Source organism: Phycicoccus sp., assembly GCF_035325325.1.
Classification (GTDB): Bacteria; Actinomycetota; Actinomycetes; order Actinomycetales; family Dermatophilaceae; genus Phycicoccus.
Genome location: NZ_DAOLAC010000027.1, coordinates 25,353 through 46,071, shown reverse-complemented (window position 1 = coordinate 46,071; position 20,719 = coordinate 25,353). Strand labels below are relative to the sequence as shown.

Genomic DNA, 20,719 nt, shown 5'->3' with positions numbered 1-20,719 from the left:
GCAGCCCCCACCGACCGAGGAGGACCCATGACCTACACGATCACGGCATCCGTCGAGCGCCCCTTCGACGAGGTGCTCGAGGCCACCCGCGCCGCGCTCGCCGACCAAGGGTTCGGCGTGCTCACCGAGATCGACCTCGCGGCGACGCTCAAGGCCAAGATCGACGCCGACATCCCGGCGCAGGTCATCCTCGGCGCCTGCCGGCCGCCGCTCGCGCTCGCCGCGACCCGGGCGGAGCCGTCCATCGGGGTGCTGCTGCCCTGCAACGTCGTGGTCCGCGCGGGGGAGGGCGGCGCGACCCTGGTCGAGGCCATGGACCCGGACGCGATGGTCACCGTCACCGGCAACTCCGCTCTGCAGGATGTCGCCACGGACGCCGGCCGCCGGCTGCGCGCAGCCCTGGAGACCCTCGTCGGCTGAGGACTAGGGTCGGGAGTGGACCGGCTCCCGGCCGGGCCGTCACGAGGACGGTGCACCCGATGAGCGACCACGCCTGGACCGCGCGCTACGCCCCGGGGGTCGTCGCGACCGTCGAGGTGCCGGAGCACTCGCTCGTCGACCTGCTCGACGCCTCCGTCGAGCGGTTCGCCGACCACGTCGCCCTCGACTTCTACGGGGCGACCGTCACCTACGCCGAGCTCGGCGACCGGGTCGCTCGGGCAGCCCAGGCCCTCCGGGGGCTCGGGGTGGCCGCGGGCGACCGGGTGGCCCTGGTGCTGCCCAACTGCCCGCAGCACGTCGTCGCGTTCTACGCGGTCCTGCGGCTCGGGGCGGTGGTCGTCGAGCACAACCCGCTCTACACGCCCGAGGAGCTGCAGGTGCAGCTGGCCGACCACGGCGCGACGGTGGCGGTGGTGTGGGACAAGGCTGTTCCGACGGTCGAGCAGGTGGCGGCCCAGACCGCGGTACGCACCATCGTCGCGGTCGACCTGACGAGCGCGCTGCCCCGGCTCAAGCGCCTGCTCCTGCGGCTCCCGGTGCCCTCGGCCCGGGCCACCCGTGCGGCGATGAGCGCTCCCGCACCCGGCCACCCACGCTGGGAGGCCCTCGTCGACGCCGCCACGCCGCTGGAGCCGACCTGGCCGCGTCCGGCCCACACCGACGTCGCGCTCCTGCAGTACACCGGCGGCACGACGGGCACGCCGAAGGGGGCGATCCTCACCCACCGCAACCTGCTGGCCAACGCCCTCCAGGGCCGGGCGTGGGTCCCCGGGCTCGTCGACGGCGAGGAGACCATCTACGCGGTGCTGCCCCTCTTCCACGCCTACGGGCTCACCCTGTGCCTGACCTTCGCGATGGGCATCGGCGCCCGGCTCGTCCTCTTCCCGCGCTTCGACGTCGACCAGCTCCTCGAGGCGATGCGCCGGCAGCCGGCGACCTTCCTCCCGGCCGTGCCACCCATCTACCAGCAGCTGGCCACCGCCGCACGGGACCGCGGCGTGTCCCTGCGCAGCATCCGGTGCGGCATCTCGGGGGCGATGGCGCTCCCGCCGGAGACGGTCGAGCTGTGGGAGGAGGTCTCCGGCGGGCTGCTGGTCGAGGGCTACGGGATGACCGAGGCCTCACCGATCGCCCTCGGCAACCCGGTGTCGGCCGACCGCCGGCCGGGCACGGTCGGGGTCCCGTTCCCCTCGACCGAGATGCGCGTCGTCGACCCGGAGCAGCCGGACGTGGACCGCCCGCAGGGCGAGCGCGGCGAGCTGCTCGTGCGCGGCCCCCAGGTGTTCTCCGGCTACTGGAACCAGCCCGAGGAGACCGCGCGCGTGCTGCTGCCGGGTGGCTGGCTGCGGACCGGTGACGTGGTCGTCGTCGACGAGGACCACTTCGTCACCATCGTCGACCGGATCAAGGAGCTCATCATCACCGGCGGCTTCAACGTCTACCCCTCGGAGGTGGAGGCGGCGCTGCGCACGGTGCCGGGCGTGGCGGATGCCGCCGCGGTGGGGCTGCCGCTGGACGGCGGCGGCGAGGAGGTCGTGGCCGCCGTCGTCGCGGCGCCGGGCGTCGACCTCGACCCGGACGCCGTGCGCCAGGCCAGCCGCGAGCACCTGGCCGCGTACAAGGTGCCGCGGCGGGTGGTCCTCGTCGACGAGCTGCCGCGCTCGCTCATCGGGAAGGTGCTGCACCGGCAGGTGCGCGACGCGCTGCTCTTCCGGTGACTCCGGTGACTCCCCTGACCTCGGCGACCACGGCGACCACGGCGGCGGGCACGAGGGTGACGACGGCCGCCGTCCAGATGAGCGCGTGGTCGGGGCCGACGACCCCGGTGTAGGTCATCGTCGCGTTGAACGCCGCGTGGAAGACGGCGGCGACGAGCACCGTGCCGCGGGTGGCGTCGACGAAGGCGGTCATGAGGACGCGGGTCGGCACGATGAGCAGGAGGAACGCGGCGAACGGCAGACCGGCGTCCTTCTCGCCCGGCACATGGAGCAGCGGCAGGTGCCACAGCCCCCACACGAGCCCGAGCAGGACGCTCGCGGCCAGCGGCTGCAGCCGGGCCTGGAGGCGGGGGAGCAGCAGGCCGGTCGAGCCCGCCTCCGCGGTGAGGAGGAACAGGCCCACGGCGTAGACGAGGTAGACCAGGCACCCGCCGAGGCTCATCGTCTCGCCGAGGTGCAGCGGCCGGCCGAGGGCCACCGAGACGCCGACCGTCGCGGCACCGATGAGCAGCGGGACGAGGACCGCGACCGGGTACACCCACACCGGCCCGGGCCGGCGGACGATGCGCCGCACGAGGTCGGCGAGGCCGGCCCGGCCGCCGAGCGCCAGGGCGGCGACGACGACCGACGGCGTGAGCACCCACAGCGCGATGCCCTGCGGCAGGCGCCATCCGATGACGTCGTGGGCCTGCGCGATCGCCGAGCCCCAGACCAGCCAGGGCAGGAGGAACATCGCGACGGCCGCGACGAGCAGGTGGCGGGGGCGGGAGGTGGCGGTGACGACGCCGGTGACCGGCTCGGCGACGGGCTCGGCGACGGGCTCGGTGGGGGAGGGCAACGGCGTGGGCGACGGTGTGTGCGTGGGGCGGAGGGCGGTCATGACGGGCCTTTCGGCCGGGAGGGGTGGGGGAGCGCTGCGCTGCGTCCACTCTCGCCGTGTGCCGCCGCCGCGCCGTCGGCGCACGGGTTGAACCCGCCGCCACGGCGTCTCCACCCGGGGGTGGAGACGGCCGGGAGCCGTCAGTCCCGCGGCGCCATCCCGGTCCGGTAGGCGTAGGCGACGAGCGCGGCGCGGTCACGGCAGCCGGTCTTGGCGAGCAGGTGGTTGACGTGCGTCTTGACCGTCGCCTCCGAGACGAACAGCCGCTCGGCCACCTCGGTGTTGGACAGCCCGCGGGCGATCTCGGTGAGCACCTCGCGCTCCCGGGCGGTCAGCGACGGGTCGACGGCGGTGGCGTTCGACGCCACCCCCGATGCCGTGCCGGCGGGGCGTCCGGACGCCAGCGCCTCGAGGAGCCGGCGCTGCACGGACGGGTCGAGCTGCGCGTCACCGGCCGCCACCGACAGCACGGCCGCCCGGATGTCCTCCGCGCCGGCGTCCTTGGTGAGGTAGCCGCGCGCCCCGGCCTGCAGCGCCCCGAAGACCCACTCGTCGTCGGCGTACGTCGTGAGGACGACGACCCGGGCGCGGGCCCCGGCCGCCGTGAGCCGGCGGGTCGCCTCGACGCCGTCGACGGTCGGCATCCCGAGGTCCATGAGGACGACGTCGGGGTCGGTGGCCTCGACCTGGCGCACGGCGTCGGCGCCGTCGACCGCGCTGCCGACCACTTCGATGCCGTCGAGCAGCCCGAGCATCATCGTCAGCCCGTCGCGGACGACCTTCTGGTCGTCGGCGACGAGCACACGCACGGGTGCGCCCGGCTGGTCCATCAGGAGGTCCCTTCGTCGGTGTACGGCATGGTCAGGTGCACCCGCCAGCCGGTGTCGGCGGGCCCGGCCTCCAGCCGCCCGCCCGCGAGGGCCGCTCGCTCGGCGAGACCGGTCAGCCCGAAGCCGCCGGACGGCAGCCCCGTGGGCCGGCCGCCGGAGTCGACGACCTCCACCTCCGCCGCGCGCTCGCCCCACCGGAGGGTGACGGTGGTGGGCGCGCCCTGAGCGTGCTTGGCGACGTTGGCGAGGGCCTCCTGCGCCGCCCGGTAGACCGGCAGTCCACGCTCCGGCGCCAGCGGAACGGGTTCGCCCACAACGGTGTAGGTGACGGGGGCACCGGTGGCCAGGCGCGCCTGCTCGACGAGCTCGGGCACCTGCTCGGTTCCGGGCAGGGCCTCGCCGCGCAGCGTCGCCACGGCGCGCTTCGCTCCGGACATCCCGCTGCGCGCCAGCCCCTGGGCGTTGCCGATCTGCTCGACGAGCCGGGCGTCGGCGCCGGTGTGGGCCGCGAGCAGCCGGGCCCCCTCGAGCTGGACCGCGAGCCCGGAGAGGGTGTGGGCGAGAACGTCGTGCAGCTCGCGGGCGATCCGGCCGCGCTCGGCGAGGACGGCGGCCTCCTCGCGCGCCATCCGGGTCTCCTCCTGCAGGCGCAGCAGCTCGCGGGCCCGCTCGTGGGCGTCCCGGTTGGCCCCGGCGAACGCCGCGGCGGCGAGGAGGAACGCGCCGCCGATCGCCACGTCGAGCCCGGCGCTCGCCGGGGTCGCGGAGGTGCTCGCCTCGGCCCACGTCCCGGCGGCGATGACGACCGCACCGGCGAGGAGGGCCGTGCGGCGCGGGAGCCGCATCCCGAGCCCGGCCGCGGCCATGAACGGGAGGATGTAGGCCGGGCCGCTCGGGTCGAGCCGGTCGACGGCCGCCCCGAGCAGCCCGGCACCGACGAGCAGCGCGAGAAGGAGCCGCTCGTCGGTGACCCGGGTGCTCAGCGACCCGAGCCACAGCGCGAGGGCCAGGACGGTCATCAGGGCGACGGCGACGCCCCGGCCCCCGGGCGGCAGGCCGCCGACCAGGGTGGCGACGGCGACGAACGCGGCGGCCACCCATCCGGCGAGGACCATCACCCGGCGCAGGTCGGCCGGCCGGGCGTCGCCGACGGGGCGGGCGTCGGCGACGGGGTCGGATGGCGGCACGGCGCTCCTCGGACGGGCTCGACGGGACGGCGACGGCTCAACGGTAGAGCGTGACCGGGCCGGACGTGCTCGCCGCCGGCCGCTCCTCGGAGAGGCGCAGGGCGCGCAGCCCGGTGACGGCGAGCCGGGCGACGACCATGGCCAGCGCCATGAGGACGAACGCGGCGGTCCAGGCATCCGCCCCGGTGATGAGGTGGTCGCGCGAGAACTGCCCGATGGCGCGGGGGAACCAGTGGTCGGCGCCGTAGGCGAACAGCACGCGCCCCCCGATGACGACGAGCCACAGCGCGGCGAACGCGGCACCCGCGGTGGCGAGGACGCGGTCGCCCTCGCGGCGGACCCGGACGGTGAACGCGGCGAGCGCGCCGAGGGCGACGCCGACGGCGAGGCCGGCCAGCTCGAGCCGTCCGTCGTTGCCGAGGGTGGGCGCGTCCTTGAGGTAGCCCCAGCCCGCGACCGCGACGACGAACAGCGGCAGGGTGATCCGCCGGCGGGTCAGGGCGCGGGTGCCGAGGTTGCTCGAGAGGATCCAGGCGAGGAGGAGGAGGTTGAGGAGGTCCTGGCCGGTGGACATGGGGGGGGCTCCGGTGGGGTGGGGGGGAGTGGACGTCACCACTGTCCGGTCGGTGGCGCCCCGGCCGCGTCGAGCCCCGGGTTGATCATCCGCCGGAGCCGCCTCCACCCTGGGGTTGAGGCGGCCGCTCGGCCCGCCCCGACCCTGCCGGGTCCGGCGGTCGGCGGCGCGCCTACGGTGGGGGGGATGGACTACCGCTACCTCGGCAACAGTGGACTCAAGATCTCCGAGATCACCTACGGCAACTGGCTGACGCACGGTTCGCAGGTCGAGAACGACGTCGCGACCCAGTGCGTGCGTGCCGCGCTCGATGCGGGCATCAGCACCTTCGACACCGCCGACGTCTACGCCAACACCAAGGCGGAAACGGTTCTCGGAGAGGCGCTCAAGGGTGAGCGGCGCGAGAGCCTCGAGATCTTCACCAAGGTGTACTGGCCCACCGGCCCGGGCGGGAAGAACGACACCGGCCTGTCGCGCAAGCACATCATGGAGTCGATCAACGGCTCGCTGCAGCGCCTCCAGACCGACTACGTCGACCTCTACCAGGCCCACCGCTACGACACCGAGACCCCGCTCGAGGAGACGATGACGGCCTTCGCCGACGTCGTGCGCCAGGGCAAGGCGCTCTACATCGGCGTCAGCGAGTGGACCGCCGAGCAGATCCGCGAGGGCCACCGCCTCGCCAAGGAGCTCAACATCCAGCTCATCTCGAGCCAGCCGCAGTACTCGATGCTGTGGCGCGTCATCGAGGGCGAGGTCGTCCCGACGTGCGAGGAGCTCGGCATCAGCCAGATCGTGTGGAGCCCCATCGCGCAGGGCGTCCTCACCGGCAAGTACGTGCCCGGCCAGCAGCCGCCGGAGGGCTCGCGCGCCGCCGACGAGAAGGGCGGCGCCGACATGATCAAGCGGTTCATGAACGACGACGTCCTCGGGCGGGTGCAGGACCTCAAGCCGGTCGCCGACGACGCCGGCCTGACGATGGCGCAGCTCGCCGTCGCCTGGGTGCTGCAGAACGACAACGTCGCGGCGGCGCTCGTCGGGGCGTCGCGTCCGGACCAGGTCGGCGAGAACGTCAAGGCCGCCGGGGTCACGCTCGAGCCGGAGCTGATGCAGCGGATCGACGACGTGCTCGGTGACGTCGTGGAGCGCGACCCGGGCAAGACGGCCGAGACCGCGCCGAAGACCCGCGTCGCCTGACGCGGGAGCGGAGACGGAACGACGCGGCCGGGTCAGAGGGGTCGGAGGCGACGAAGGCCATCACGGCCGACCGGACGCGTCGCGGCCGGCGGCTCCCAGCCGAGGTCCCCGGCGCCGAGGTCCTCGGCGAACGGCGAGCGCCAGCAGAGGTGCCCGAGGGCCAGGATCGCGTACTGGTCGTCGGACATCCCGTAGTGACGCGCACGCCGGGAGATCTCACCGGCCAGCGCCTCGGGCATCCCGGTGATGGAGAAGCTCACGCACGCGCCGGCGCCCCAGGCGGCGGCATCGCGCAGGTGGTGGTCCTGGGCGCACTGCCGCACGGCGATGTAGTGCAGCTCGTCGAGCGGCCTCGTGGGGCGGCGCAGCAGGTCGGGGTCCTCGACCAGTGCGGTCGCGACGGCGGTCGTCAGGTCGTACGGCCGCTCGGCGAGGTCGTCCTCGGTCCACCACATCGGCGTGCGGTAGTGGCGGCTCAGGGCCCGCCGCACCGCACCCTCGTCCCGTGCCGTCAGGAGGTCGTCGTCCTCCACCGGTGACACCGCGACCCGTCCACCCGTCAGGGTGAGCGACACGAGCGACCCGGGTGGCAGCGCCGGCAGCCACCCCGGGGGTCCGACGATCGTGTCGTGGCCGAAGGCACCCTTGGCCAGCGGCTCGTTCGACGTGAGACAGAGACCCTCTGCGTCCATCCACGTCAGCAGCGGCGCGAGGGCGAGCGAGGTCCAGAGATCTCGCCGTGAGCCGTCGGAGTGGGCGATGCGGGCCGTGAGGACCGAGCCCTCGAGCAGGTCGACGAGCCGGATGACCGAGCCGTCGGGACGTCCGACGAGCAGGTGGCTGCGCTGGACGAGCATCTCGACGAGGCGGGCATCCACGGTGCGACTGCGGAACCGGCGCCGCATCCGGTTCGCCACCTCGTGAGCGGGGAGCGGGCCGTCGGCCAGGGCGAGCAGCGCCGTGCTCTCGAGGTCGCGGTCGGTGGGGGAGATGTCGGCGGGCTCGGTCATCGGGGGGTCCTCCAGTCTGGTGGTCTCCGTCCACCCTGCCCGTTTCCGACGCCCCGCGTTCCGCGTCATCCACAGGAGGGTAGACATCCACTGTCGGGGGGTAGAACGGCACCATGAGCCTCAACATCAAGAAGCCGCGGGTCCACGACCTGGCCCGTGAGGCCGCGCGGCGGACGGGGCTGTCGCAGACGAGCGTCATCGAAGTGGCGCTCGAGCAGTACCTCGAGTCGCTGACGAGCCCGGACGACGACGTGGCACGGCGCGTGCGCATCGACGCGATCCTCACCGACATCGACCGGTCACTCACGGACGAGGACCGCGAGGCCATCCGGAGCCTCGACCTGTACGACGAGCGCGGGCTGCCCGCGTGATCGTCGACACCTCGGCTCTCGTCGCCATCGTCACGAACGAGCCGGAGCGCGACGCCTTCGTGGCGGCTCTCGTCGGCGATGCGCACCCGCGCATCTCCGTGGCCACGCTCCTGGACACGCACATCGTCATCGACAGCCGCCGGTCACCCGTTGTGACCGCAGGGTGGATGACCTGGTCGCCCGCCTCGGGCTGGTCGTCGAGCCGGTCACTGCCGAGCAGGGTGCCATCGCGCGCGCGGCCCACCGCGACTACGGCAGGGGGAGCGGGCCTCCGGCGAGGCTGGATTTCGGTGACTGCTTCGCCCACGCGCTGGCCCGGGCGACGGGAGATCCGATCCTGTTCAAGGGTGATGACTTCGGCCGCACCGACCTGACCCCGCAGTGCCCACCGGCTGACACCCGGCGAGCCCACGCCACGACCACCCCGTCGGGCTGGGGCAGCAGTTGATGCGGACAGCTCCTTTCCCCGGTCGCCGGCTGAGACGATGGGACCGTGAGCGAGCTCGGCGACCGTGTCCTGCCCCTCATCCGCACGCGGACTGATCTGTCCCGCTACCGCGCCGCGAACGCCCATGGCGTGCAGATGCACGAGGCCGTCGACGTTCTCGAGAGGGCCGCCGAGACGGCCGATCCGGCCGAGGTGTTGTCGGTGACCGAGAAGGCCATCGCGTCGGCCCTGCGGGTCGTCATGCGGGCCGACGACTCGGCCGGCATCATCGGGGACACCTGCCGGCGCCTCGTCGACCTCCACCCGGTGGTCGCGACCACGGCCTCGGTGCCGTCGGAGCGGCTGGTGGAGTGGATGATCCGCTTCCAGTTCGCGCAGGAGTGCGACTTCTTCACCCTCGACCCGGTGGCCTACGCGTCGGCCCTCGGGGAGCTCGGGATGCGGAGGTACCGCGCCCGACTGGACGAGATCCGCGCCGGGTTGGGTGCCGAGCCGGGAGCTGGGGACTCGTGGCAGTCGCCGCACGCGGGCGAGTGGTTCACCCTGGCGTGGAACGCGCAGCGGCTCGCCGTCCACGACCGGGACGCGGAGGCCGTCATCCGCACTCACCTGCGCGACGGCGGGGTCCCCGCCTGGTACCACGAGACGGCCGAGGCCCTCGAGGAGATCGGCGACCATGCTCTGGCGCTCGACTACGTGCAGCAGGCGGTCGAGCACCCGATGGGCGGACACCAGGCCATCCAAGCGGCCGAGTACTGGTGCGAGCTGCTGGCCCGCCACGCCCCCCAGGGCCTGCCGGCCGCGAGGCTCGAGGTGTTCCGTCGCTGGCCCTCGTCGTCGACGGCGGCGCGGCTGCGCGCGGTCGCGGGCGAGGAATGGGCCGCGCTCGAGGGGGCCGTCATGGAACGGCTCTCGGCCTCGCCACGCGACGCCGTGCTCTTCGTGCTGCTCACCCTGGAGGACGTTCGGCGAGCCCGGGACCTCGCCGAGCAGCTGCTCCTCGACGATGCCGACGCGTGGGAACGCCTCGCCCGGGCGTACGAGAGGATCGACCCGCTCGCGGTGCTCCCGGTCCTCGCCCGGCTCGTCGACACCGAACTGGAGACCCCGGACGCTCAGCACTACCGCACTGCCGCCCGGCGTCTCGCGCGGATGCGACGCCTCGCCGCCGGCACCGAACGCGCGGGGGAGGTCGACGACGTGATCCGCGCGGTTCGGCACGAGCACCGCCGAAGGCCACGACTCCAGCTCGAGCTCGACCGTGCGGGACTGCCCCGCTCCGACTGAGACGGGGACGTCCGAGGGCGAGCCCGGGCGACCGGACTCACCGCATGCAGGGTCCGTTGCCGAGCCTCGCGAAGACGTAGCGGTCGCCGGGGCCGAGCTCCTGCTGACCCGAGGAGGCGTGCATCAGCTCGCCGCGGTCCTCGGCGTGCTGCGCTCCGATGACGTGGCCCAGCTCGTGCAGGACGACCGCGCGTGCCATTGCCCGGCCGCTCGCGGTGTCGAGCCGTGGCCCGAGCGCGGGGGTGTCGAGCTCGATCGCGCCGGTCACGTACGACCGGTTGCCGCCCTTGCGTCCGAAGGCGAGCGGGCCGCCGAGCCCGACGACGCCACCGGTCAGTCGCGGGGTCTCGGTGGGGTCGCTCCACGAGACGAGGACCGGCGCGAACCGCGCGGAGTACTGCGGGATGCTCATCGCGCGACCGGGGTTCGGCTTCTCGTCGGTGTAGCCGTCGAAGACGAACGCGAGGCCGCTCGCCTCCGACATGGCGATCGTGGCGTCGGCGACGACGTCGCGGCCGGCGTCCCCGAGCCCGGCCGGGTCGTGGATGACGTAGTGGATCGGCTGGCACGGGTCGAAGGTCACCGGCTCGCCGGTCGGCTGCGTCATCATGAAGCCGTAGTGGCGGGGGCCAGGGTCGTCGGGGACCGCGACGGCGGGCCGGATCCGCCCGCCCTTCGGAGGCTGGGCGGGGGCGGCGTCGACACCGGTGCGGAAACGCGGGTCGCCGTTGACGAGGTAGTCGACCCAGCCGGATGCGGTGGGCCACACCGCCTTCCCGCCGACGAGGACGGCGAGCAGGGCCAGCGTGATGCTGAGGTTGCGGCCGCTCGGCGACCGTGGTGGTCGGCTGCTGCGCAGGACTCGGGCCTCGGACCGGGAGGTCGGGGCGAGGTCCCCCATCCCGGCGACGAGGCGCGCGAACTCGCGCTCGTCGTGGGACGCATCGGCGTCGTCTCGGTTCCCCCCGGGCAGCACCCGCACACCGTAGGCGGCGGTCGGCCCGGCGTCCGGGGGTTCGGCGAGATCGCCGACCGAACGGGGGAGTCGGGTGGTCGTCGGCTGGGTGCCGGGGTGTCGGGTGCGCGCGTTTCCGCAGGTCGGAGGACTGTCGGGGGTCGCGTCTAGTGTCAGTGCATGGACCAGTCGACCACCCCTCTCGCGGAACGTCGTTCCGTGATGGAGCGTGCGTCCGACGCCCTGTCCGGAGTGGCAGACGTCCTCCACCAGGCATCCGGTGCCCAGCTGGCCGAGCTCATGACGCTCGTCGACGTCCTGGCGGCGCGGGCCGCGGCAGCGCGCGTGTCCGTCACGGCGGAGGCGCTCGTCCGGGGGGAGGTCGCCGAGAGCGGCGCGAACGCCCACGCCTGGGTCCTCGACCACGCGCCGTCCCTGCGCCAGGGTGGGGCCTCGCACGTGGCGGTGATGGCGACGCACCTCGCCGACGGGCGCAGGAGCGGGGTCGATCCGGTCACCCTCGACCCGGGCTCGCCACGCGGGATGGTCGCCGCCGGGGTCGTCGACGGCTCCGTGACGCCGGCGCTGGCCACCGCCGTGCTCCGCGAGGTCGAGCGCCTCGAGCCGCACCTCACCGAGGAAGCGGCGCCCACCGTGGCCGGGGCCCTGCTCGACCTCGGGGTGCAGTGGGGTCCGTCGATGATGCGGCGGCTGCGGCCCCGCCTCCTCGCGCAGTACGGACGTGCGGGCGTGCTCGACGACCTCCACGACCGGCTGGCGTCCTCGGCCCGGCTCTCGGCGCCGTCGGTCGAGTCCGGCGACCTCACCGAGTACCAGCTCCTGATGACGCCGGAACAGGCAGCGGCGCTCGAGGCGGCGATCGGTCCGCTCAGCGCGCCGGCCCCGAACGAGGAGACCGGTGAGCGCGACCTGCGCTCGGCCGGACAGCGTCGGGTCGAGGCGCTCACCGAGGTGTGTCGACGCTCGTCGGCCCTCGACGCCGACGGCCGCGGGTCCGAGGGCGCCGCGGCGAGCTCGGCGGCGCTGCACGTCACCGTCTCGCTCACCGACCTCGAGGCGCGCACCGGCTGTGGCGAGGTGATGGGCACCACCGCGTCCGGCACCGTCCTCTCGCCCGAGGTGCTGCGCCGCATCGCCTGCGAGGCCGCCCTCATCCCGTCCGTGCTCGGCACCGCGGGCGAGGAGGTCGACCTCGGCCGCGTGGTCCGGCTCTTCACCCGGGCGCAACGGCGCCGGCTCTGGCGGCGCGACGGAGGCTGTACCTACCCGGGATGCACCGCCCCGGCGGCGTGGTCGAAGGCGCACCACGTCGTGCACTGGGCCGACGGCGGCGTCACCGACGTCGACAACGCCGCCCTCCTGTGCCAGCGACATCACACGTACGTCCACCAGAGACGGCTGGTCGCCGAGGTGCGCCACCGCCCGGACGAGCGCGGTCGGTACGTCGTCTGGGACCTCACGTCCGGCAGCTACGACCGACATCTCGAGCGCCTGCGAGCCGAGCAGGCCCGGCACGACCCGCCACCCATGACCGACGAGCGGCTGCGTTCGCTGCTCGACGCCCTCATCGACGACGATCACGACGAACGCCGTTGGGCCGAGGCCGAGCTCGCCTGGTCGATGGACGACGAGCCCTGGTCCGAGGACCTGACGGGAGATGTGTACGGCGAGTTCTCCATCGACCCGACGGAGACGCTCGACCTCGCGCCCTCGGCCTGAGCGGCGGTCGTCGTCGCGGTCGTGGTGTGCCTGCGTCGGCAGCAGCCGATGGGCTCCACACCTCGCCGCTGGAGCAGTCACGGAATGGTGCACGCCGTTCGACGCGGGGGACATCGGTCGTTCGGTCGTGGTTCGTCCCGCTTGGACATCCACGAGGGCGAGCGGGTCATACGGTCGATGCGTCCGCGAGGGGGAAGCGAGTGGACGCCCGGCGGTGCCCTCTGCACGTCCGGGAGATCGCATCGAAGGAGCCAGAACATGACGAACTCACCAGCCGGCTGGTACCCACAGGACGACGGCCGACAGCGCTACTGGGACGGCCAGAAGTGGACCGAGCACTTCGCCCCCGGCGCCCCGCAGCAGACCTCGGGTCCGACCGTTCCCACCGCGGCGATGATGACCGCCGGCGGATCCGCGGCCCCGCGTCCGTGGTTCAAGAAGAAGCGCGTCATCATCCCGGCGGGTCTGGTGGGCCTCGTCATCTTCGCCTCCGCTCTGGGTGCGGCCGGCTCAGACGATCCGAAGACTCCCACGGCTCTCGACAAGCCGACGACGTCCTCCTCCGCCTCGACGCCGTCGACTGCATCACCAACTGCTGCAGCCACGTCCGCGGCTCCGTCGCCGTCCCAGACGTCCACGCCCACCCCGACGGTCAAGACCGCGGCGCCGAAGCCGACCGTCACCAAGCCTGCCGCACCGACGCTCACCGTGGCGCAGGAGAACGCCAAGGGCAGGGCCGAGTCGTACCTCGAGATGACCGGGTTCAGTCAGAAGGGCCTCATCGAGCAGCTGAAGTTCGAGGGGTATGCCACCAAGGACATCACCGCAGCACTGGCCACCATGACCGTGAACTGGAACGCGGAAGCGGCCGAGAAGGCGCGCAGCTACATGGACATGACCCACTTCTCGCGCAAGGGCCTCATCGAGCAGCTCGTCTTCGAGGGGTTCACCTCGAAGCAGGCCGCATACGGTGCCAAGGCCGTGGGCCTCTGAGAGGTCCCGGTCAGGTCGCGAGGCGGATCAACCCGACCATGCCGAGAGGCCCCGGTCCGTGAGGACCGGGGCCTTCGGGCGCTGACGTCGCGCGAGGGGGTGTAGCGGCGTCAGGCGGTCGCCGGGATCTTCTCGATCGCCGGAGCCTCGACCAGGCTGACCCGGCGGGCGTGCACCAGGCCGAGGGCGCCGAGGACGAACATCACCGCGGAGCCGATGAAGGCGGCGACGGCGGCGTACATCGCGATGGTGCCGAGGGTGGCGAAGGCGTAGGCGTTGAGGAGCATGCCCCGCAGCGTCGTGCCCATGAAGAGGGTCTGACGCAGCTGGCCGAGGTCCTGGGTGGCCTTCGCGGTCGGGTCGGCCTTGAGGGCGGCCATGTACTCACCGGAGACCTGCGAGTACGTCTTGCCGTTGGCCTGCTCGTCCATGTGAGCCTGGATGTAGTAGTCGGCGTAGGCCTTGGCCTGCGCACCGGTGGTCAGCTCCTGCCCGGCGTACTGGGTGAGCTGGGCCTTCATCTCGGGCGTGGTGAGCGCGGCCGCCGCGGGCATCGTGATCTGCTGCGCCGCGAGCTGGTCGTGCACGTTGGAGGTGGCGAACGACGAGGCCCAGGTGAGGAGCGCCCCGGCCACGAGGAGGACCAGCGCCACGATGAGTCCGGTCCAGGAGATGAGCTTGTCGAATGCCTTACGCATGGTCTTCGCGTCCTTCCGGTGGGCCGATCCTGTCGACCCGGGTTTTTGTCGGGTGGTCTTGCAACTCAGAAACTACTACTACGTGTAGTAGTTGAACAATCTCGGACGGTGTCTGCTGCGTCACGTTGACCGGACGGGGGATGACCTACGCCGTTCGCCGGACGACGCACGATGGGGGCGGTTAGCCTCGCGGTCGCGAGCGTGGGGGCGCCGCCGACAGCGGACGGAGGCAGCACGTTGGGGGAGTCGGGCGGGAGCGCCGAGCGCATGGCGCAGCGGCTGGCCGCAAGCGGGGACGCCGCGGCGGGAGCGTGGGCGGCGGGTGCCGCCGGGGAACGGCGGGTGGCTGCCGCCCTGGAGACCCTGCCGCCGGACCACCTCGTCCTCCACGACCGGCTGCTCCTGCCCGGCCTCTCGGAGTCCAACCTCGACCACGTGGTCGTCGGCCCCTCCGGGGTGCTGCTCGTGGACGCCAAGAACTGGGCCGGCAACGTGACCGAGTACCAGGGCGCCCTCATCCAGCACCGCCGGCAACCGGACGGGTCCTGGACGCACACCGCGAGGCACCGTGAGCTGGCCGCGGTCCACGGGATGAGCCGCACGATGGCCGGTCGGCTGGGGCTGCCGGTCACGCCGGTGCTCTGTCTGGCCGGCACACGGGCGCACCGGTTCGGCCCACCGCAGACCGTGCGCGGCATCTGGGTCGTCCCCCTGCCGTCGCTGGCCGGGTGGATCACTGCTCGCGCCCCCACGACGAGCACGCTGGAGCTCGAGTGGGCCAAGACCCTCGTCACCACCGAGTTCCCGTCGACGACGACCGACGAGCTGCTGCTCGCCGCGATCGGTCGCGACCTGCGCCAGCGCACCCGGACGACCCCCCACCGCCGACGCGTGGCCGTGCCGACCCGTCCCGCCGGCCGACCGTCGGCACCCACGGGCCCGCCGGCCCCTCCCGTCGCCCCGGCACCGTCGGTGACGCGCCGCCAGATGGGGGACGCACGACGGGCCGCGGACCGGCGTCGACGCAACCGACGGCTACGACGGCGTGGTGCCGCGCTGGTGCTCCTCGCCTCCGTGTCCCTCGGGATCTCGACCGGCGCCCTGGCGTCCTGGGGCGAGTCGGCGACCGGCTGGATCAATGGCAGCGCGGTGGTCGACCCGAGCGACGAGCCCGGCACCTCCCCGGCCCCGCACCCCTCGGCGACGCACCCGTCGGCGACGCACCCGTCGGCGACGCACCCGTCGGCGACGCATCCGTCGGCGACGCCGACCCGTCGCTGACCGTCCCGGTCGCACCACGGTTGCCCGTGCCCTCAGGCGGCCTCACCCTCGTTGCCGCCGTCACGCGCTGCCTTGACCCCAGCGGCGATGGAGTGCCACAGGTGCTGTGGCCCGAGCTCGTCGAGCACGCCGGCCCGCCGGAGCACCCGCCGCACGGCGGCGAGCACGCGGACGAGGTGGACGTCGACGCCGCGGCGGCGGAGCATCCGGACGAGGTGGCCGAGCCGGTCGCAGGTCGTGGAGTCCATCTGGTTGGTGGCCTCGAGGTCGAGGACGAGGGTCGTCCCACCGTCCCGGGCGAGCCGCGCGAGGGTCATCCGCTCGACCTCGGCGAGCACCGTGGAGGCGTTGGCCCAGAACAGCGGTCCATCGGGGCGGATCACGATGACCCCTGCGTAGGTGCGGCGGGTGGGGTCCGAGGTGAGCGAGCCCCACGCCGCCTTCTCGGTGTCGACCCGGCCCATCTCGTCGACGCGCACCTGCACCGAGCGGTAGACGAGGCCGAGGATGGACTGCGCGACCGCGACGAGGAGCCCGTTGAGCGGCCCGAACGCAAGGACCCCCACGAGCGCGACGACCGCGGCGACGAAGTCGTTGCGCCGCAGCCGGGAGTAGCGGCGGAACGCGGATGGCCGCACGAGCCCCCACACGGCGTGGACGACGATCGCCGAGAGCACGGTGCGCGGCAGGTCGGCGAGCAGCCCCGTCGCCGCGACGAGGAAGGCGAGCGTGACGACGGCGGCGGTGATGCCACTGACCTGGGTCCAGGCCCCGGCCCGGGCGTTCGCGGCCGTCTTCGACAGCGAGCCGCCGACCCCCATCCCGCCGAAGAGTCCGGAGGCCAGGTCGGCGGCGCCGTGGGCGACGAGCTCGCGGTCGTCGGTGCGCACGTCGACCTCCTCGGCCGAGAAGAGCCGGACGGCGGCCAGCCCCTCGGCGATGCCGACCGCCGCGATCGCCAGCCCTCCGGTGACGACGCCGCCGATGACGTGCAGGTCGACGGTCGGCAGCGCCGGGACGGGCAGCCCGCTCGGCACGACCCCGACGACGCTGACCCCGCGCCCGGCGAGGTCGGCCTGCGCGGCGAGGAGCACCCCGCCGACGAGGACGAGCAGCGACCACGGCACTCGCGGGGCGAGCCGCTGCCCGGCGAAGAGGACGACCAGGGCGCCGGCGCCGACCGACAGGGTGAGCGCATCGAAGTCGACGATGCTCCGCAGGAGGATGAGGAGGCGTTCGGGGAGGGAGCCGGTCGGTGACGGCAGCCCGGCCAGCGCCGGAACCTCGCCGACGACGATGAGGACGACGAGCCCCGCGACGAACCCGGTGACGATCGGCTCGCTGAGGAACTGGGCCACCCAGCCGAGCCGCATCAGGCCGGCTGCCACGAGGACGACGCCGGCGACGACGGCCAGGGCGGAGGTCAGCCCGACCGCGAGGGCGGGGTCGCCGCCGGAGAGCACCCGGACGATGGACCCCGAGAGCACGGACACCGTCGACACCGGCCCGACGAAGAGGACGCGGGAGGACCCGAAGAAGGCGTAGGCGAGCAGCGCCGGCGGGAGCGTGTAGAGGCCGACCTGGACCGGCACCCCGGCGACCGCCGCGTACCCGAGCGACTGCGGCACCGCGAGGGCGGCGACGAGCAGGCCGGCGAGGACGTCGCCGGAGAGATGGCGGCGTTGGTAGTGCCGCAGCGTCCGGAGGTTCTCCGGGACCACCGAGGGCGGGACGCGCACGGCCCCAGTCTGCTCCTGTCAGGACTCGGTCAAGAGCAGGTTCGGATCCCGTCGTCCGAACGGGTTCACGACCCCGGCCGAGCCGTCCATCGGGTGTCCGGTCAGCCGTCCTCGACCGTTCGGTGGAGCCTGACAACGGTGTCGGTAAAGGGTCCTGCCGACCTTGGTAAAGGGTTGGTCAAGTCGCCCGTCAACCCTCTTCTGCGTCAGTAATTTTCGAGCAGCAGCAGGGAGAGTCGGAGGAGTCAGGTGAGCACCACAGTCGACACCGCGTACGGTGCGAGCGTCCGCGTTCCGAGCCCGGCGTTCCGGGCGACGTTCGCGCCCAGGACGTCCGCGTCGACGAGCGCCGTGCCGACCCCGGGCGACCCCCTGGGTTCGGTCCTCGGCGGAGTGACCGAGTACGCCGCGCCCGTCGAGCGCCCGGTGGCGCGTCTCGCGTCCACCACCGCGACGGCGACCCAGGCCGCCCTCGCCGAGTCGATCCTCGATGCCGAGGACGCCCTCACCTCCGTCCACCGGGCGTGGTTCGCGCCCGCCCGCCGCCCGCAGGCCCCGCGCCCCGAGTGGGTCGACGAGACGACCATCCGCGCCCGCCACATCGAGGCGGCGCTGCGTGGGGTGCCGTGGTTCGACCTGCCGAACCGCCGTCGCGCCGCGAAGGCTGCGCAGCGTGCTGCGCACACCGACATCGACGTCGCCCGTCGTGCCGCCGAGGAGCGGGTGCAGGCCGAGGAGGCCCGCATCGACGCCTGGTGGAACAACCTGTGCGCCAACGACCCCCAGACGGTCACCGAGTACGTCAACGGCGTCTTCGCCGCCGACGCCGGTTCGCGGGCCACGGCCCTCGGGACGCGGGGAGCGGCCATCGAGGTCGCGGTCCTCGCGCCGGGCGAGCACGTCCTGCCCGCCGAGCAGGTCCGGATGGCCGCCGACCGGTCGCTGACGATCCGCCGCGCCTCCGCCTCGCACCGCGCCGAGCTCTACCGCCAGCACGTCGCCGGTCTCGTCGTGGCCACGGCCCGCCGCGCCCTCGCCGCGTCGCCGGGCGCCGACTCGGTGACCGTGCACGTCCTGCGCTCGACCTGCACCGGGCCGTTCGACGACGTGTCGCTGCTGGCCGTCGCCGACATCGCCCGCGACGACCTGCAGCGGGCCGACTTCGGCCTCGACGCGGTGTCGCTGCTCGGGCGGATCGGTCGTCGGGTGCGCCTCGGCGTGGCCGGCGCCGAGTCCGCGATGGAGCCGCTGCCCCTGGACGTCGTCCCGGGCCTCGCGCAGCGCCTCGAGCGCCGCTGCAGCACGCACCGCGCGTCCGCCTGATGCGGTTCGTCGCGCCCCCCACCTGGCCGCCGATGCCGGAGGGGTGGCTGCCCGACCCCGGATGGAAGCCGGAGCCGGGATGGCCCGCCGCGCCCCGGGGCTGGCAGTTCTGGCGCAACGACTACGGGGTCGCGGTGCCCGGGCCCGAGGGGCTCTACGGGACCAAGCCGCGACTCCTCACCGGCCACGGGATCGTCCTCGCCGTGGCCACCGGGCTCCTGGGCTTCTACGTCGGGGTGGGAGGGGGCTTCGGCGCACACGCCCAGGACACGGCCCCGGCGCGGACGGTCGTGTCCACGCCGGGGCCCACACCGAGTGCCTCGCCCTCGGTCAGCCCGTCGGCGCCGTAGCCCGCTCACGCGCGGGGCGGGTGGCCCCTGGTGGTTCTCGTGGTTCTCGTGGTGCGCCGTGGCCGGACCTGTGGACAACTCGGGTGGCGGTTCGGCGGGTTGTGGCTACGGTGATTCTGCGGGGTTGCCGAGGGGGCGCCCGGAGAGGGAGGCATGGCACGGGCGGTGCGGGTGACGCGGGCGGCGCGGGGCGTGCGGTGGACGGCCGTCATGGGGATGCTCGGCGCGGTCGCTCTCGCCGGGTGCGACTCCGGCGGCGACGACCCCGTCGTGTCCCCGACGCCCACAGCCTCGTCGACGAGCGCCTCGCCGTCGGCCAGCTCGAGTCCGTCGCCGACGCCCAGCTCCACCGGTCCCGACATCCCCGCCGCCGCCCGGGCGCACACTCCCGCCGGGGCTGAAGCGTTTCTTCGCTTCTACTTCGACCAGATCAACGTCGCTTACATGAAACCGCAACCGCGACTGCTCAGTTCCTTGAGCACGCCCGATTGCGAGTTTTGCAGGAGGTCCGAGGCGACAGCGGCAGAGTTGGCGAAGGCGCGCCAGCGTTACTCGACGAGACCCGTTTCCGTGAAGACGGCCAGCTCCTTTGGCGGAGCGCCGGCGGGCGGTCAGTACCTACATCTGGTGTTCGTTCAGCACGGGGCGAAGGTAGTCGACAGTGCCGGTGTCGTTGTCGACACGGACTCGAGGCTCACGGCGGAGGCGAACGCGGCTCTGCGTTGGGAGGCAGGGGCATGGAAGTTGCAGGGGATCGAAAAGGGATGAATCGTCGCGGCTGGATGTGGAGAGTCGCGCTTGTCGCGTTGCTGATATGTAGTGCGCCGTCAGCGTACGCAGACGGTGGCGACGGAATTTTTGGCAACTTGTCTGACGAGGGCACAGTCGTCCATACATTGTCCGCAAGCGAAATGGCGGACCTGTCGAAGAGCTACTTCAGAGAAGCTGCCGCCACTGGACCCTTCTATGATTTCGCCGCGGTTTCCGCATGCGGATCTGCCCGTCCCGGTGAGTTGGGTTCCGATGATCTTTGTCCGGCGTCCTGGGGCCTCTGCCGCATCGCCTCTGGCGGCGGCGACGGTCCAGCGCTCAACGTGTGGCGCAGGGAGGTCGAGAGAGATGGGACCCCTGTGGCAGGTGCTTCGGGAGAGTGGCAGCAGGTCGCGTTGACCTGCTACCCGGAACGGGTCCCGGGCAACAGCAACGCCCTGACCATGGCGATGATCCAGCACGTCTTCCACGACACCGACTTCACGGTGCCCACCGTGAACATCCAACCCGAGGGCGATGTCACGCTCGTCAACCTGCCCACCTACTTCCAGGTGCAGTTCCCGGAGGCGGGCTTCGGCCCCGACGAGGTCGACACGCCGGACCCGGCCCGGCTGCTCGGCCACCACATCGAGGTCCGACCACGCCTCAAGTCCGTCACCTACCACCTCGGGGAGCGGACCATCGGCCCGACGCAGGACCTCGGCGGCCCGTACCCGAACGGCACCGTCGTCCAGACCTACACCCGTCCCGGCTCCCACCAGGTGCGCGTCGACATCGTCTACACCGGCCAGTTCCGCGTCGGCGGCAGCGGCTGGATCGACATCCCCGGAGAGGTCGACCTCCAGGGGACGCCGGTCATCCTGACCGTCCGCGAGGCCAAGTCGCGCCTCTACACCGGCTGAGGGCGGGGCCGGACAACCCGACCC

Annotated in this window: 20 protein-coding genes; 12 read left to right on the top strand and 8 right to left on the bottom strand. The window is 73.2% G+C overall.

Annotation, left to right across the window (positions count from 1 at the left end; genetic code table 11):
- The first annotated feature begins 27 nt into the window (after positions 1-27).
- Positions 28-420 (top strand): DUF302 domain-containing protein, encoded by a 393-nt coding sequence (locus PKA89_RS14785; RefSeq protein ID WP_324420758.1) that lies wholly within the window; start codon positions 28-30, stop codon positions 418-420.
- Positions 421-479: 59 nt separating this feature from the next.
- Positions 480-2,159 carry a long-chain-fatty-acid--CoA ligase gene (locus PKA89_RS14780; protein ID WP_324420756.1) on the top strand — a complete coding sequence of 560 codons (1,680 nt, stop codon included), beginning with the start codon at positions 480-482 and terminating at the stop codon, positions 2,157-2,159.
- Here PKA89_RS14780 and PKA89_RS14775 read toward each other — a convergent pair.
- From PKA89_RS14775 to PKA89_RS14760, 4 genes are all read right to left on the bottom strand, one after another.
- Complete coding sequence (locus PKA89_RS14775) at positions 2,107-3,039, bottom strand: CPBP family glutamic-type intramembrane protease (RefSeq protein WP_324420755.1); 933 nt, start codon at positions 3,037-3,039, stop codon at positions 2,107-2,109. The two genes, PKA89_RS14780 and PKA89_RS14775, sit on opposite strands and share 53 nt — an antisense overlap.
- A gap of 140 nt (positions 3,040-3,179) precedes the next feature.
- Complete coding sequence (locus PKA89_RS14770) at positions 3,180-3,869, bottom strand: response regulator transcription factor (protein WP_324420754.1); 690 nt, start codon at positions 3,867-3,869, stop codon at positions 3,180-3,182.
- The gene (locus tag PKA89_RS14765) at positions 3,869-5,056 is read right to left on the bottom strand and encodes a histidine kinase (RefSeq protein ID WP_324420753.1); all 1,188 of its coding nucleotides are present in this window, start codon (positions 5,054-5,056) and stop codon (positions 3,869-3,871) included. The genes PKA89_RS14770 and PKA89_RS14765 overlap by 1 nt, the downstream gene beginning before the upstream one ends.
- 37 nt (positions 5,057-5,093) lie before the next feature.
- The gene (locus tag PKA89_RS14760) at positions 5,094-5,630 is read right to left on the bottom strand and encodes a hypothetical protein (protein WP_324420752.1); all 537 of its coding nucleotides are present in this window, start codon (positions 5,628-5,630) and stop codon (positions 5,094-5,096) included.
- A gap of 186 nt (positions 5,631-5,816) precedes the next feature.
- Between PKA89_RS14760 and PKA89_RS14755 the strand changes: the two genes are divergently transcribed.
- Entirely contained in the window at positions 5,817-6,827 is a 1,011-nt protein-coding gene (locus PKA89_RS14755; protein ID WP_324420751.1) for an aldo/keto reductase family protein, read from the top strand.
- 32 nt (positions 6,828-6,859) lie between these two features.
- Here the strand turns inward: PKA89_RS14755 and PKA89_RS14750 are convergent, their stop codons facing one another.
- On the bottom strand, positions 6,860-7,837 hold the full coding sequence (locus PKA89_RS14750; protein WP_324420750.1) for a hypothetical protein: 978 nt from the start codon (positions 7,835-7,837) through the stop codon (positions 6,860-6,862).
- Between the two features lie 113 nt (positions 7,838-7,950).
- On the opposite strand from PKA89_RS14750, the gene PKA89_RS14745 reads away from it, so the two are divergent.
- From PKA89_RS14745 to PKA89_RS14735, 3 genes are all read left to right on the top strand, one after another.
- Positions 7,951-8,208, top strand: coding sequence for a type II toxin-antitoxin system VapB family antitoxin (locus PKA89_RS14745; protein WP_324420749.1), 258 nt, complete (start codon positions 7,951-7,953; stop codon positions 8,206-8,208).
- Between the two features lie 163 nt (positions 8,209-8,371).
- Positions 8,372-8,656, top strand: a complete 285-nt coding sequence (locus PKA89_RS14740; protein WP_324420748.1) for a type II toxin-antitoxin system VapC family toxin — start codon at positions 8,372-8,374, stop codon at positions 8,654-8,656.
- Positions 8,657-8,701: 45 nt separating this feature from the next.
- A complete protein-coding gene (locus tag PKA89_RS14735) occupies positions 8,702-9,943 on the top strand; it encodes a DUF6880 family protein (protein WP_324420747.1) in 1,242 nt (413 codons plus the stop codon).
- 37 nt (positions 9,944-9,980) lie between these two features.
- Here the strand turns inward: PKA89_RS14735 and PKA89_RS14730 are convergent, their stop codons facing one another.
- The gene (locus tag PKA89_RS14730; RefSeq protein ID WP_324420746.1) at positions 9,981-10,919 is read right to left on the bottom strand and encodes a hypothetical protein; all 939 of its coding nucleotides are present in this window, start codon (positions 10,917-10,919) and stop codon (positions 9,981-9,983) included.
- A 159-nt stretch (positions 10,920-11,078) separates the two neighbouring features.
- On the opposite strand from PKA89_RS14730, the gene PKA89_RS14725 reads away from it, so the two are divergent.
- Together PKA89_RS14725 and PKA89_RS14720 are read left to right on the top strand one after the other, a co-directional pair.
- Positions 11,079-12,638, top strand: coding sequence for a DUF222 domain-containing protein (locus PKA89_RS14725; protein WP_324420745.1), 1,560 nt, complete (start codon positions 11,079-11,081; stop codon positions 12,636-12,638).
- A 258-nt stretch (positions 12,639-12,896) separates the two neighbouring features.
- Entirely contained in the window at positions 12,897-13,631 is a 735-nt protein-coding gene (locus PKA89_RS14720) for an Ltp family lipoprotein (RefSeq protein ID WP_324420744.1), read from the top strand.
- 110 nt (positions 13,632-13,741) lie between these two features.
- Here the strand turns inward: PKA89_RS14720 and PKA89_RS14715 are convergent, their stop codons facing one another.
- Positions 13,742-14,329, bottom strand: a complete 588-nt coding sequence (locus tag PKA89_RS14715) for a hypothetical protein (protein ID WP_324420743.1) — start codon at positions 14,327-14,329, stop codon at positions 13,742-13,744.
- Positions 14,330-14,500: 171 nt separating this feature from the next.
- Here PKA89_RS14715 and PKA89_RS14710 point away from each other — a divergent pair, with 171 nt between their 5' ends.
- Positions 14,501-15,610: a nuclease-related domain-containing protein gene (locus tag PKA89_RS14710; RefSeq protein ID WP_324420742.1), complete on the top strand. Its 1,110-nt coding sequence runs from the start codon at positions 14,501-14,503 to the stop codon at positions 15,608-15,610.
- A 32-nt stretch (positions 15,611-15,642) separates the two neighbouring features.
- Here the strand turns inward: PKA89_RS14710 and PKA89_RS14705 are convergent, their stop codons facing one another.
- The gene (locus tag PKA89_RS14705) at positions 15,643-17,349 is read right to left on the bottom strand and encodes a SulP family inorganic anion transporter (RefSeq protein ID WP_324420740.1); all 1,707 of its coding nucleotides are present in this window, start codon (positions 17,347-17,349) and stop codon (positions 15,643-15,645) included.
- A 249-nt stretch (positions 17,350-17,598) separates the two neighbouring features.
- Between PKA89_RS14705 and PKA89_RS14700 the strand changes: the two genes are divergently transcribed.
- From PKA89_RS14700 to PKA89_RS14690, 3 genes are all read left to right on the top strand, one after another.
- Entirely contained in the window at positions 17,599-18,672 is a 1,074-nt protein-coding gene (locus PKA89_RS14700; protein ID WP_324420738.1) for a hypothetical protein, read from the top strand.
- The gene (locus PKA89_RS14695) at positions 18,672-19,022 is read left to right on the top strand and encodes a hypothetical protein (protein WP_324420736.1); all 351 of its coding nucleotides are present in this window, start codon (positions 18,672-18,674) and stop codon (positions 19,020-19,022) included. Before PKA89_RS14700 ends, PKA89_RS14695 begins: the two co-directional genes overlap by 1 nt.
- Before the next feature lie 1,166 nt (positions 19,023-20,188).
- The gene (locus PKA89_RS14690; RefSeq protein WP_324420734.1) at positions 20,189-20,695 is read left to right on the top strand and encodes a hypothetical protein; all 507 of its coding nucleotides are present in this window, start codon (positions 20,189-20,191) and stop codon (positions 20,693-20,695) included.
- The last annotated feature ends 24 nt before the right edge of the window (positions 20,696-20,719 follow it).